The organism is Stenotrophomonas sp. 01N47 (genome assembly GCF_056399165.1).
The window spans coordinates 91,870-104,531 of the sequence record NZ_JBFTQU010000007.1 but is presented as its reverse complement, the minus strand read 5'-3'; the positions used below and the strand labels follow the sequence as shown (position 1 = coordinate 104,531).

Sequence of the window (12,662 nt, the reverse complement as noted above, 5' to 3'; positions counted from 1 at the left end):
CCGCGTGCGCCGAGCCCTCCGCCTGCTTCCCCTGCCCCTGAGCATCGCCGTCTGCCTTCCGGCATGGGCTGATGACAAGCCGCTCAACTGGGGCCTTTGCCCGGCCACGGACGTGATCCCTGCGTTCACCGACGCGCCGACGCCGGTGCCCGGCCAGGACAAGGCTGCCGCCAGTGCTGCGCGCGAACAGCAGCCCACCGACATCGAGGGCGACCAGCTGCTGGGCACCACCACCGTGCCGCAGTACCAGGGCAACGTGGCGCTGCGCCGGGGCGACCAGTTCGTGGGTACCGACAAGCTCAGCTTTGATACCGAAAGCGGCAACTACGTCGCCGACGGCAACGTCCGTTACCAGGATGCCTCGATCCGGATGGTCGCCAAGCGCGCCGAGGGCAACCAGGAAAGCGACACCCACAAGATCACCGACATCCAGTACCAGCTGGTGTCCCGCCGCGGCAATGGCGAAGCCGAATCGGTCGACCTGCAGGGCGCGGTCGGGCAGATGCACCGCTCCACCTACACCACCTGCGACCCGTCGCAGCCGGTATGGCGGCTGACGGCGCCGGAAATCGAAGTCGACAACGACGAAGGCTTCGGTACCGCCCGCAACGCGGTGCTGCGGATCGGCAAGGTGCCGATCCTGTGGGCGCCCTACTTCAAGTTCCCGATCGATGACCGGCGCAAGACCGGCCTGCTGTTCCCGCAGCTGGGCATGTCCGGCCGCAACGGTTTCGATTACGCGCAGCCGATCTACTTCAATCTGGCGCCGAACTACGACGACACGTTGACCCCGCGCTACATGAGCCAGCGCGGTCTGATGCTCGACAACGAGTTCCGCTACCTCTACGAAGGCGGCCGTGGCGAACTGCTGACCGCGTTCATGCCCAACGACAAGCTGCGCGACCGCGACCGCGGTCGGGTGATGTTTGGCGGCTACCACAACCTCGACGACCATTGGCAGGCGCGCGCCAACCTGGCCTGGGTCAGCGACGAGCGCTACGTGGAAGACTTCGCCAACCGCCTGGTGGGCGTCACCGCGTCGAACCTGCAGAGCACCGTCGGCCTGTACGGCACCGGCAAGAACTGGACGGCCGGCATCATGGCCGACCGCTGGCAGCTGACCGACTACACCCTCGACGAGCGCGCGCTGGCCTACAACCGCCAGCCGCGCCTGTACGTCAACTGGGACAAGCCGCTGCTGCCGTGGCTGGAGACCGGTGTCTACGCCGAGGCCGTGCGCTTCACCCACGACGACATCAACTTCAAGTACGACGCCAGTGCCGGTCCCGACCTGCAGTACACGCGCAACGGCCAGACCCAGCGCATGTACGGCGGCTCGCGCCTGGATGTGAAGCCCTACGTGTCGTTCCCGATCAGCGGCGCGGCCTGGTACATCACCCCGACGCTGGCCTATCGCTACACCGGCTACGAGCTGGACCGCGGGCTGGCCGATGCCACCCGCAGGAGCATCCTGGTCTCGCAGGGCATCGATCCGAACACGGCCACGCCGGAACAGCTGCGCGGCAATACCTCGCCCAGCCGCAGCCTGCCGATCGCCAGTCTCGATGCCGGCCTGTTCTTCGATCGCGAGACCACCCTCGGTGGCAAGTCGTTCCTGCAGACCCTGGAACCGCGCCTGTTCTACCTGCGCACGCCCTATCGCAACCAGGACGAGCTGCCGATCTTCGATACCCGCGACTTCACCTTCAGCTGGGGCCAGCTGTTCCGCGATTCGCGCTATACCGGTGCCGATCGCCAGAACGACGCCAACCAGCTGACCTTGGCGCTGGGTACCCGATTCATCGACCAGACCACCGGCAAGGAGCGTTTCTCGGCCTCCATCGGCCAGATCCAGTACTTCGACGAGTCGCGGGTGAGCGTGGTCCCGGGTGGCGCGCCGGTTGAAAAGGGCAAGTCGGCCTGGATCGCCGACGGCAACTACATGATCAACGACCGCTGGACACTGGGCGCCACCTACCAGTGGGATCCCAAGTACAAGCGCGAGGACCTGGCCAGCGTGCGTGCCCGCTACCTGATGTCCAACGACGGCGTGGTCAACCTGACCTACCGTTACCGCATCAATTCCGGTGCCCCGGCCAACGCCAACAAGCACGACCGCACCCTGCTGGAACAGGCCGACCTGTCGTTCCTGTACCCGCTGAACGAGCGCTGGAGCCTGGTGGGCCGTTATTACTACTCGCTGCAGGACAAGGAACCGCTGGAGATCATCGGTGGCGTACAGTGGGACAGCTGCTGCCTGGCCGTGCGCGCCGTGGCCCGCCGCTACGTGCGCAACCGCGAAGGTGAAATGAACAACTCCATCCAGCTCGAGTTCGTGCTCAAGGGCTTGAGCTCCCTCGGCCAGGACACGGACCGCACTTTGCGCCGTGCTATCCTCGGCTACAACCGCGACGACCTCTATCTCGTGCCGCCCAGCAACACCGGAGCGACCCGCGATGACTACGATCCGAATCAGATCCCATGACCAAGAGCTTCCCCGTTCTCCTCGCATCGCTTCTGGCGGTGTCCAGCGTGTCCGCCCCCCTGCAGGTTCTTGCGCAGGAGGCCCAGCCGTTGGACCGCATCGCTGCTGTCGTCGATGAGGACGTGATCCTGCAGAGCGAGCTCCAGCGTGCGATCGCCAACATCAAGGCGCAGTACGCCGGCCGCGAGGCCCAGCTGCCGCCCGATGACGTGCTCAGCCGCCAGGTGCTCGAGCGCCTGGTACTGGTCAAGCTGCAGGTGGCCCGTGCCCAGGGCAGCGGTATCCGTGTCAGCGACCAGGAACTGACCCAGGCGATGAATGCCATCGCGCAGCAGAACGGTTCGACCCTGGATGCTCTGCGCCAGCGCTTGGCCCATGACGGCATCGACTTCAACGATTTCCGCGCCTCGGTGCGTGACGAGATCACCGTGCAGCGCCTGCGCCAGAGCTTCGCGCAGAGCCGCATCAGCGTCAGCGAAGGCGAGGTCGATGCTGCCCTGAAGCAGCAGGCCGATGCCGGCAACCAGTTCCACCTGGCACACATCCTGGTCGCCCTGCCCGACGGTGCCACCGCCGAGCAGATCGCCACCGGCCAGAAGAAGGCTGATGGCGTGAAGGCCCTGCTGGACAAGGGCGAACTGGACTTCAATGCGGCGGCCGTGCGCTATTCCGACAGCCCCAATGCACTGGAAGGCGGCGATCTCGGCTGGCGCACCCTGGATGAAATCCCGGCGGCGTTCGCACAGACGATGCAGCAGATGAAGGCTGGCGAAGTGGTCGGCCCGATCCGCGGCCCGAGCGGCTTCCAGCTGCTGAAGCTGGTGGAAGTGCGCGACGCCAGTGCGGCGGCAGGCACCCACACCGTCACCGAGTACCACGGCCGCCACATCCTGGTGCGCGTGGACGATGCACAGTCCGACGCGGCCGCCAAGGCCAAGATCGATACCCTGCGCGCCCGTGTTGTCGGCGGTGCCGACTTCCAGCAGGTGGCCAAGGAATCGTCCGAGGACACCAACAGCAAGGGCCAGGGCGGCGATCTGGGCTGGTTCCCGGCCGACGCGTTCGGCCCGGCCTTCGGCCAGCAGGTGGCAGGCATCCAGGACGGCGGCGTCAGCCAGCCGTTCCGCACCGATGCGGGCTGGCACATCGTGCAGCGCGTGGGCACCCGCCAGACCGACGTCGGCAGTGACAACCAGCGCGCCCAGGTCCGCGAGACCATCGGTCGCCGCAAGCTGGAAGACGAGTACAACCGCTTCCTGCAGGAGCTGCGTGGCGAAGCCTTTGTCAGCTTCCGCAGCGGTGACCGGGCGGAAAATACCGCCACGCCTCCGCAGTCCTGAGCCATGCTCCCCGAGCTCGCTCTGGTACCGGGCGAGCCCGCCGGGATCGGCCCGGAACTGTGTGTCCGACTGGTCCAGCAGCCGCGCGATGATTGCCGGCTGCTGGCATTCGCTGATCCGGATACCCTGCGCGCGGCCGCTGCCGCGCTGAACCTGCCTCTGCAACTGCTGCCCGAAGACGCGCATGCCCGCGTCCCCGGCGACCTGCGCCTGCGCGCCGTCTCCAACAGCACCCCCAGCCGTTTCGGCCATACCGACCCTGCCAACGCAGGCGCGGTGATCGCTGCCCTGCTGGGTGCCGGCCAGGCCTGCCTGTCCGGTGAACTGCACGGCGTGGTGACCGGCCCGGTGCACAAGGCGGTGATCAACCAGGGCGGCATCGCCTACAGCGGCACCACCGAACTGCTGGCCGACCAGGCCGGGGTAAAGGTGGTGATGATGCTGGCCAACGACATCGTCCGCGTTGCCCTGGCCACGACCCACCTGCCGCTGCGTGAGGTTGCCGATGCGATCACCGCGCCCGGCCTGGAACACACCCTGCGCACCGTGCATGCCGCGCTGCGCCGCGAGTTCGGCTTGGCCGCACCGCGCATCGCCGTGCTTGGCCTGAACCCGCACGCCGGCGAAGACGGTCACCTCGGCCGCGAGGAACTGGATCTGGTCATCCCGCTGCTGCAGCGCCTGCGCAGCGAGGGCATGGACCTGATCGGTCCGCTGCCGGCCGATACCGCGTTCCTGCCGGCCAAGCTGGCCGGCTTCGACACCGTGCTGGCCATGTACCACGACCAGGGCCTGCCGGTGCTGAAGTACTCCGGCTTCGAGCAGGCGGTGAACCTGACCCTGGGCCTGCCCTATCCGCGCGTGGCGGTGGACCACGGCACCGCGCTGGATCTTGCCGGCCGCGGCATTGCCGATCCTTCCAGCCTGCAGGCCGCCACAACACTGTGTGCGCGGCTGGCGCGGCAACGTACACTGAGCACATGACTTCCCCGCATTCCCCCTCCGGCCCGGTGTTTTCCGCCGCGGCCAAGAAGCAGCTCGGCCAGCACTTCCTTGCCGACCGCTACTACATCGACAAGATCGTGATGGCGGTCAATCCCAAGGACGGCGACCGCCTGGTCGAGATCGGCCCGGGCCAGGGTGCGATCACCCTGCCGCTGCTGCGCGTGCACCCGAAGATGACGGTGATCGAGTTCGACCGCGACCTGATCGCGCCGTTGACCGCCGCCGCCGAGCCCCTGGGTGAACTGACCATCGTCAACCGCGACGTGCTGCGGGTCGATTTCACCGAGCTGGCCGACGGACAGCCGATCCGCCTGGTCGGCAACCTGCCCTACAACATCTCCTCGCCCATCCTGTTCCATGCACTGGAACATGCTGCGGTGGTCTCGGACATGCACTTCATGCTGCAGAAGGAAGTGGTCGACCGCATGGCTGCCGGTCCCGGCAGCAAGGTGTTCGGCCGCCTCAGCGTGATGCTGCAGGCCTACTGCGAGGTGACCTCGCTGTTCGTGGTGCCGCCGGGTGCGTTCAGGCCGCCGCCGAAGGTCGATTCGGCCGTGGTGCGCCTGGTACCGCGCGACCCGGCCAGCATCGACATCAAGGACCACAAGCGCTTCGCTGAGGTGGTCAAGGCCGCCTTCGGCCAACGCCGCAAGACCCTGCGCAATGCCCTGAACAACGTGGTCAGCGCCGAGCAGTTCGTGGCTGCCGGCGTGCGCCCCGATGCCCGCGCCGAACAGCTGGACGTGGCTGAATTCATCGCTTTGGCCAATGCCACCTGATTACACTGCCGGTATGGAAGACGCTGACGTTTATGCCATCTCCGTCGAAGTCGCCCCGCGCTTCCTCGACGACCAATCCGCGCCGGAAGACGGTCGCTATGCGTTCGCCTATACGATCCGCATCCACAACCAGGGCCGCGTTGCCGCGCGCCTGGTCGCACGCCACTGGCGCATCACCGATGCCAATGGCCGCGTCGAGCATGTCGATGGCGATGGCGTGATCGGCGAACAACCGCGACTGCGTCCGGGTGAAGACTTCCATTACACCTCGGGTGTCATGCTCGGCACCGAGCACGGCACGATGCAGGGCCATTACGACATGGTGGCCGACGACGGCACCGAATTCGCCGCGCCGGTCGCACCCTTCGTGCTGGCCATCCCGCGCACCCTGCACTGACACGGAGGCCGAACGATGAGTGTATGGGCGATCGGCGACCTGCAAGGCTGCTATGACGTAACCCAGCGCCTGCTGGAGAAGATCCGGTTCGATCCGTCGCAGGACACCCTGTGGTTCTGCGGCGACCTGGTCAACCGCGGTGGACAGTCACTGGAAACGCTGCGGCTGGTGCATTCGCTGCGCGACCACAGCGTGGTGGTGCTCGGCAACCACGACCTTTCATTGCTGGCCGTCGGTGCGCGCACCGAAGAAGAACAGCGCAAGGTCAACCCGGACCTGCTGCGCATCGTCCAGGCCGAAGACCGCGACGTGCTGCTGGACTGGCTGCGCCTGCAGAAGCTGGTGCACGTGGACCGTGAGCTTGGCTGGATGATGGTGCATGCCGGCCTTGCGCCGAAGTGGACCACGCAGATGGCCGAGAAGCATGCGGCCGAAGTGGAAGTGCAGCTGCACGGCGCCGGCTATCGCAAGCTGTTCCGCAACATGTACGGCGACAAGCCCAGCTGGGCGCCGAACCTGACCGGCTACGAGCGCTCGCGGGCGATCATCAACGTGCTGACACGCATGCGTTACTGCACCTCGCGTGGTCGCATCGGCATCGAGGACAAGGGCACGCCGGGCACCCAGGAACAGGGGCTGTATCCCTGGTTCGAAGTGCCGGGCCGGGTCGAGCGCGACCTGAAGGTGGTCTGCGGCCACTGGTCCGCGCTCGGCCTGACCATCACCCAGGGCATCCACGCGATCGACACCGGTGCCGTGTGGGGTGGCAAGCTCACCGCGATCCAGCTCGACACCGATGAGCTGCGCGTGGTGCAGGTACCGGGACGCGACGTGCCGGCACCGGTCGCCAACGCGCGGCCGCCCGCGCGACCGGCACACGAGCGCACGGCAGGAGGGCAAGGCAAGGACAACAGCCAGGGCAACGGCAACGCTGCAACGGCTGGCGCCCCCGGCAACCGTGGTCCGCGCCGGCGTCGCCGCCGTAGTGGCGGTGGCGGTGGGGGCAACAACAACGGAACGCCTCCTTCGGCATGACCCCAGGCAACCGCGTACCATGGACGGTGCTGCTGCTGGCGCTGGCCCTGGCCAGCGGCTGCCAGCCCTCATCGTCGCCAGCGACCGCTGGCGACGACGCTACCGCCGCCCCTGCATCAGCCCCTGCACCTTCGCCGCCGCTGGTCGCTGCCGCGCGCGCGCAGGTCGGCGTCACCACCCGCTACGACCCTGCCTATCAGGTACTGGCCTACCCCGGTGGCGACGTGCCCGCTGATCGCGGCGTATGCACCGACGTAGTGGTCCGCGCCCTGCGTACACAAGGGCTGGACCTGCAGGTCCGCGTGAACGAAGACATGCGTGCTGATTTCAGCGCCTATCCGGCCCTTTGGGGCCTGTCCCGACCGGATCGGAACATCGACCATCGGCGCGTGCCCAACCTGATGCGCTGGTTTGACCGCCAGGGTTGGCAGCAGCCGATCAGTGCCCTTCCCAGCGACTTCGCCGCCGGCGACATAGTGGCCTGGAAGCTCAACGGCAACGGCCTGCTGCACGTGGGCATCGTCTCCGACCGGCGCCTGGCCGACGGCACGCCGCTGGTGCTGCACAACATCGCGCGCGGTACGCGGGAAGAGAACCTGCTGTTCCAGCACACCATCATCGGCCACTACCGGATGCCGTAAAACAATCCTGTAGAGCCGAGCAAGGCCGGGCTCTACAGGACGCCGCGCTCAGCGGCGGACGTAGTGCACGAAGCGGAAGGCGTAGGCATGGCGTTCGTCAGCGGGATGCGGCTCGCTGCTCACCTCCTGCCAGTCACCCGGGTCCAGCTCGGGGAAGTGGGTGTCGGCTGGTACTTCGGCATCCACCCAGGTCAGGTACAGATCGCTGGCCTGGTCCAGCAGCTGGCGGAAGATCTCGCCGCCACCAATGATGCACAGCTCGCTGGCGCCCTCACCCTCTGCAATCGCTTTCGCCTCGTCCAGCGAGGCCACCGCGCGCATGCCCTCGAACGGCACATGGCCGCTGCGGGTCAGCACCAGGTTGGTCCGGCCCGGCAGCACGCGGCCGATCGATTCGGCGGTCTTGCGCCCCATCAGGATCGGTTTGCCCAGGGTCAACGCCTTGAAGTGCTTGAAGTCGTCCGGCAGGTGCCAGGGCATGGCATTGCCCTGGCCGATGCCGCGATTGCGGTCCAGTGCAACGATCATCGAGAGTTTCATGGTGCGGCCTCCTCAGCCGGCGTCGATCTGCAGGCGTGTACAGGCCTCGTTGGCGGTACTGGCCGCGCGCAGCGCCGCAGCCAGCGCGGGGTTCGACGTGGAATTCTCGTCCAGGCCTTCGAGGATCCTCTGCATCTGCGCGTCCTCGATCTCCTTCAGCCCCGGTCCCGACAGGATGTCGCTGGACAGCGTGGCAACGTCCGTGCCGCCGCTGCGCGCCAGGAATCCCTGCAGATCCTTGCTGGAATAGACGACCGCCAGGCGCTGCTCGAGCTCATGCTGGTAGGCGGGCTCTTCGATGCCAGCCTTCAGGTGCTCGGCCATCGCCGCGTACATGCCGGTCACCGCCTCGCGCACCTGCGCCTGGCAGCCGGCCGGTATGTCGCTGGGCAGTAGGGCGCCGCTATCGAGCGTCCGGACGAAGGACTGCAATTCCCCGCGCATGTGCTTGTGCACGATCTGCTCGTTGACCTGCCGGGCCAATGCGAGGGTGTCTGCAGGCGCCGCCTGGACCAGGCTCAGCGGCGCCAGGCCAGCCAATGCCAGCAGCGCCGCAACGCGTGGGCGCGCACTCACACCGCCACCGGTGCCTTGATCGCCGGATGCGGATCGTAGCCGTCGATGCGGATGTCATCGAACTGGAAGCCGAACAGATCGGTCACTTCCGGGTTCAACCACAACGTCGGCAGCGCGCGCGGCGCACGCGACAACTGTTCGTGGGCCTGCTCGAAGTGGTTCGAATACAGGTGCGCATCGCCCAGCGTGTGCACGAAATCGCCGACGCCCAGGCCGGTGGCCTGCGCCACCATGTGCGTCAGCAGTGCGTAGCTGGCGATGTTGAATGGCACGCCAAGGAAGATGTCGCCACTGCGCTGGTACAACTGGCAGCTGAGCTTGCCATCGACCACGTAGAACTGGAACAGGTTGTGGCACGGCATCAACGCCATCTGCGAGAGCTCGCCCACGTTCCAGGCACTGACCACCAGCCGCCGTGAATCCGGGTTGCGCTTGATCTCATCGACCAGCCACTGCATCTGGTCGATGCTGCCGCCGTCGGCCGTGGCCCAGCTGCGCCACTGCTTGCCGTACACCGGGCCGAGGTCGCCGTTGTCGTCGGCCCACTCGTCCCAGATGCGCACCTGGTTGTCCTTGAGGTAACCGATGTTGGTATCGCCCTTCAGGAACCACAGCAGCTCGTGGATGATCGAGCGCAGGTGCAGCTTCTTGGTGGTGACCAGCGGAAAACCGTCGTTGAGGTTGAAGCGCATCTGCCAGCCGAACACGCTGCGGGTGCCGGTGCCGGTACGGTCGCTCTTCTCCGCGCCATGTTCGAGCACGTGTGAGAGCAGGTCCAGGTAAGCCTTCATGCCTTACCCTCGGCGACCACCAGCGGCTGCGGCTGCAGCACCGGCGCGCGGCGCGACAGCGCCAGCAGCACCAGGCCGAAGACGATCAACGGCACGCACAGGATCTGGCCCTTGGTCAGCCAGCCGAAGGCCACATAGACGCCGTTGTCGGGCATGCGCACGAACTCGACGGCGAAGCGGAAGATGCCGTACAGCAGCGCGAACAGGCCGCCGATGAGATAGCGATGGCGCGGCTTGGCCGACACCGTCCACAACACCACGAACATCACCAGCCCTTCCAGCAGTGCTTCATACAACTGCGACGGATGGCGGGCGAACTGATTCAGCGCGCCGCTGGCGAACTGCGACTGCAGGGTGGCGTGGTCGAGCTGGTTCAGCGGCGCCGGCAGGCCGGACGGGAACACCACGCCCCAGCTGCCGTCGGTGTACTTGCCCCACAGCTCGGCGCCGATGAAGTTGCCGACGCGGCCAAAACCCAGGCCCAACGGCACCAGCGGCGCCATGAAATCCATGGTGTCGAAGAAGTGCAGCGCGTGCTTGCGCGACCACCACCAGCAGGCGGCGATCACACCCAGCAGGCCGCCATGGAAGCTCATGCCGCCGTCCCACACCTTGAACAGCAGCAGCGGGTTGTGCAGGAAATCGCCCAGCGCGTAGAACAGCATGTAGCCGATGCGGCCGCCCAGCACCACGCCGAGCATGGCGTAGAACAGCAGGTCGGAGAAGCCGTTGGCATCGACGCCCGGCAGGCGCCCGTCGGCGATGCGCTTGCGCCCCAACAGCCAGGCGGCGGTGAAGCCGAGCAGGTACATGATGCCGTACCAGTGCACCTTGATCGGTCCCAACGAGAGGGCGATGGGGTCGATGTCGTGGAAATAGATCATGAAGGGCGCCTTGCAGGGATGCCGATATTCTAGCGCCGCCCGGGAGCGGCCTCGTCTTGGCCGCTGTCGCCCGATTGCCGGGCTTCAGCCCAGGATCTGCGGCGTGTCCGGCAGGCCGTCCTGATCGGACCGCGCCGAGGCAGGAAAGTGCCCTTCCACCAGGGAGGAAACCTCGTCGATGGCATCGCGCAGCGCCGCCACCGGCTGCGAGCCGCGCAGGCCTTCGCGCAGATGCGTGCAGACCCGCTGCCACTGCTCGGGCGCGACCCTCCCGTGCAGGCCACGGTCGGCGACGATCTCGATGGCGTGGTCGGCCAGCAGCAGGTAGATCAGCACGCCGTTGTTGTGCGCGGTATCCCAGGTGCGCAGGCGCGCGAAGGCATGCTCGGCCGCCTGCCGCGGGGTGACCTTGTGCCACAGCGCATGCAGTGGCAGATCGGCCTCCACGGCAAACATCACCTGGCCGCCATGGCGCTGCTCGCCCGCGGCGATCGCCTCGGTGATCGCCTGCAGCGTGGCCGGCGGGAACGCCCGCCGTACCGATGGCGAAAACAGATGCCTGCAGAGACGTCGGATCATCACCAGCCTCCCGACGCGCCGCCGCCGCCGGAACGGCCGCCACCGCCGCCCCAGCCGCCGCCACCGCCAAACCCACCCCCGCCGCCGAAGCCGCCACCTCCCCAACTGCCTCCACCCCAACCGCCACCGCCGGCGAAACGCCCCGGATGGCCGGACAGCATCGCCACAACCAGGCCAACCACGCCGGCCAGGCCACTGGCCAGCAAGGTGGAGGTGAACAGGAAGGCAGCAACGGCCGCACCGGCGCCACCCAGCAGGCCGCGCAGCGGACGTGGTACGCGTGAGAACACGCCACGCAGGATGCTGCCGGCGAACACACCAATGAACAACGCCAGGAACCAGGTATCGCCGCCACCGTCAGGGGCGCGTCCCTGCTGGCTGCTGACCGGCGCCGGCAGCGGCTCGCCGTCGATGATCTTCACCAGCATCGCCGTGGCATCGGTGATGCCACCGGCATAGTCATTGGCGCGGAAGCGTGGCACCAGGTACTCCTGGATCACCCGGTTGGCGATCACATCGGGAATCGCACCCTCCAGGCCATAGCCCGGTTCGATGCGCACCCGCCGATCGTCCTTGGCCACCACCAGCAGCACGCCGTCATCCACCCCCTTGCGACCGATCTGCCACTGGTCGAACACGCGGGTGGTGTACTGGGCGATGTCTTCGGGTTGCGTGGTCGGCACCACCAGCACCTGCATCTGGCTGCCCTTGCGTTGCTGCAGGTCCAACGCCTGCTGCACCAGCGCCTGCTTCTGCGCGGCATCCAAGGTGCCGGTGGTATCGACCACCGGCGAATCCAGCGCCGGGATCGGCGCCAGCGTCTGCGCCTGCACGCCCAACGGCAGCCACAACAGCAGGGCCAGCAGTGTGGCGGCCAGGCGCATCGGTCAGTGGCCCGGGGCCGGGGCTGGCTGCTGCTGCGGCGCGGTGCCGAAATCAACCGCCGGCGCGTTGGAGATCTGCGCTTCGTTTTCCACGGTGAAGTTCGGCTTGGGCTGGTAGCCGAAGATCTTGGCGGTGATCAGCTGCGGGAACGAGCGGATGTAGGTGTTGTAGTCCTGCACCTGCTGGATGTAGCGGCCACGGGCAACGGTGATGCGGTTCTCGGTGCCTTCCAGCTGCGCCTGCAGGTCGCGGAAGTTCTGGTCGGACTTCAGCACCGGGTAGTTCTCGGTAACCACCAGCAGGCGCGACAACGCGCTGCCGAGCTCACCCTGGGCCTGCTGGAACTGCTTGAGCGAGGCTTCATCGTCGGCGTTGACGTTGATCTGGCCAACGCGCGAGCGGGCGTTGGTGACTTCGGTCAGCACGCGCTCTTCCTGGCTGGCGAAACCCTTCACGGTCTGCACCAGGTTGGGCACCAGGTCAGCGCGGCGCTTGTACTGGTTGAGCACTTCGGACCAGCTGGCCTTGACCGCTTCGTCCTTCTGCTGGATGGCGTTGTAGCCGCAGCCGGACAGCAGGGAGGCCAGCAGCAACAATGGGATGAGGCGGGTCAACAGGCGCATGGCCAAGGCTCCGGGTGGACTGAGCGCCGAGCATGCCATGGTCGGTGTTAACGGGCGTGTGGAGAGTGTCGGCCATCGTCGGCCATCGGGCGCCGCCCCCTC

The 12,662-nt window shown here is 67.0% G+C and carries 14 protein-coding genes; 7 read left to right on the top strand and 7 right to left on the bottom strand.

The window, feature by feature from the left end:
* Positions 1–4: 4 nt before the first annotated feature.
* The 7 genes from lptD to AC1DKR_RS15035 are packed head-to-tail and all read left to right on the top strand — an operon-like array spanning position 5 to position 7,682.
* Positions 5–2,485: an LPS-assembly protein LptD gene (lptD, locus tag AC1DKR_RS15065; protein ID WP_478033361.1), complete on the top strand. Its 2,481-nt coding sequence runs from the start codon at positions 5–7 to the stop codon at positions 2,483–2,485.
* Positions 2,482–3,825 carry a peptidylprolyl isomerase gene (locus tag AC1DKR_RS15060; RefSeq protein WP_394198698.1) on the top strand — a complete coding sequence of 448 codons (1,344 nt, stop codon included), beginning with the start codon at positions 2,482–2,484 and terminating at the stop codon, positions 3,823–3,825. Before lptD ends, AC1DKR_RS15060 begins: the two co-directional genes overlap by 4 nt.
* Positions 3,826–3,828: 3 nt before the next feature.
* Positions 3,829–4,809 carry a 4-hydroxythreonine-4-phosphate dehydrogenase PdxA gene (gene pdxA / locus AC1DKR_RS15055; protein WP_447944665.1) on the top strand — a complete coding sequence of 327 codons (981 nt, stop codon included), beginning with the start codon at positions 3,829–3,831 and terminating at the stop codon, positions 4,807–4,809.
* On the top strand, positions 4,806–5,609 hold the full coding sequence (gene rsmA, locus AC1DKR_RS15050) for a 16S rRNA (adenine(1518)-N(6)/adenine(1519)-N(6))-dimethyltransferase RsmA (RefSeq protein WP_312112565.1): 804 nt from the start codon (positions 4,806–4,808) through the stop codon (positions 5,607–5,609). Before pdxA ends, rsmA begins: the two co-directional genes overlap by 4 nt.
* A gap of 13 nt (positions 5,610–5,622) precedes the next feature.
* The gene (apaG, locus tag AC1DKR_RS15045) at positions 5,623–6,006 is read left to right on the top strand and encodes a Co2+/Mg2+ efflux protein ApaG (protein WP_025877914.1); all 384 of its coding nucleotides are present in this window, start codon (positions 5,623–5,625) and stop codon (positions 6,004–6,006) included.
* A 15-nt stretch (positions 6,007–6,021) separates the two neighbouring features.
* Entirely contained in the window at positions 6,022–7,041 is a 1,020-nt protein-coding gene (locus AC1DKR_RS15040) for a symmetrical bis(5'-nucleosyl)-tetraphosphatase (RefSeq protein WP_478033360.1), read from the top strand.
* Positions 7,038–7,682, top strand: a complete 645-nt coding sequence (locus tag AC1DKR_RS15035; RefSeq protein WP_478033359.1) for a DUF1287 domain-containing protein — start codon at positions 7,038–7,040, stop codon at positions 7,680–7,682. The genes AC1DKR_RS15040 and AC1DKR_RS15035 overlap by 4 nt, the downstream gene beginning before the upstream one ends.
* Before the next feature lie 48 nt (positions 7,683–7,730).
* On the opposite strand, the gene AC1DKR_RS15030 is transcribed toward AC1DKR_RS15035, so the two are convergent.
* From AC1DKR_RS15030 to AC1DKR_RS15000, 7 genes are all read right to left on the bottom strand, one after another.
* Positions 7,731–8,222, bottom strand: coding sequence for a dihydrofolate reductase (locus AC1DKR_RS15030; RefSeq protein WP_478033358.1), 492 nt, complete (start codon positions 8,220–8,222; stop codon positions 7,731–7,733).
* 12 nt (positions 8,223–8,234) lie between these two features.
* Positions 8,235–8,798, bottom strand: a complete 564-nt coding sequence (locus AC1DKR_RS15025; protein ID WP_230113098.1) for a hypothetical protein — start codon at positions 8,796–8,798, stop codon at positions 8,235–8,237.
* On the bottom strand, positions 8,795–9,589 hold the full coding sequence (locus tag AC1DKR_RS15020; RefSeq protein ID WP_478033357.1) for a thymidylate synthase: 795 nt from the start codon (positions 9,587–9,589) through the stop codon (positions 8,795–8,797). Before AC1DKR_RS15020 ends, AC1DKR_RS15025 begins: the two co-directional genes overlap by 4 nt.
* The gene (gene lgt / locus AC1DKR_RS15015) at positions 9,586–10,473 is read right to left on the bottom strand and encodes a prolipoprotein diacylglyceryl transferase (RefSeq protein WP_230113096.1); all 888 of its coding nucleotides are present in this window, start codon (positions 10,471–10,473) and stop codon (positions 9,586–9,588) included. The genes AC1DKR_RS15020 and lgt overlap by 4 nt, the downstream gene beginning before the upstream one ends.
* A gap of 84 nt (positions 10,474–10,557) precedes the next feature.
* Positions 10,558–11,052, bottom strand: coding sequence for a TPM domain-containing protein (locus AC1DKR_RS15010; protein WP_428704054.1), 495 nt, complete (start codon positions 11,050–11,052; stop codon positions 10,558–10,560).
* Entirely contained in the window at positions 11,052–11,936 is an 885-nt protein-coding gene (locus AC1DKR_RS15005; protein WP_478033356.1) for a TPM domain-containing protein, read from the bottom strand. Before AC1DKR_RS15005 ends, AC1DKR_RS15010 begins: the two co-directional genes overlap by 1 nt.
* Before the next feature lie 3 nt (positions 11,937–11,939).
* Positions 11,940–12,560 carry a LemA family protein gene (locus tag AC1DKR_RS15000; RefSeq protein ID WP_230113392.1) on the bottom strand — a complete coding sequence of 207 codons (621 nt, stop codon included), beginning with the start codon at positions 12,558–12,560 and terminating at the stop codon, positions 11,940–11,942.
* Positions 12,561–12,662 lie beyond the last annotated feature (102 nt).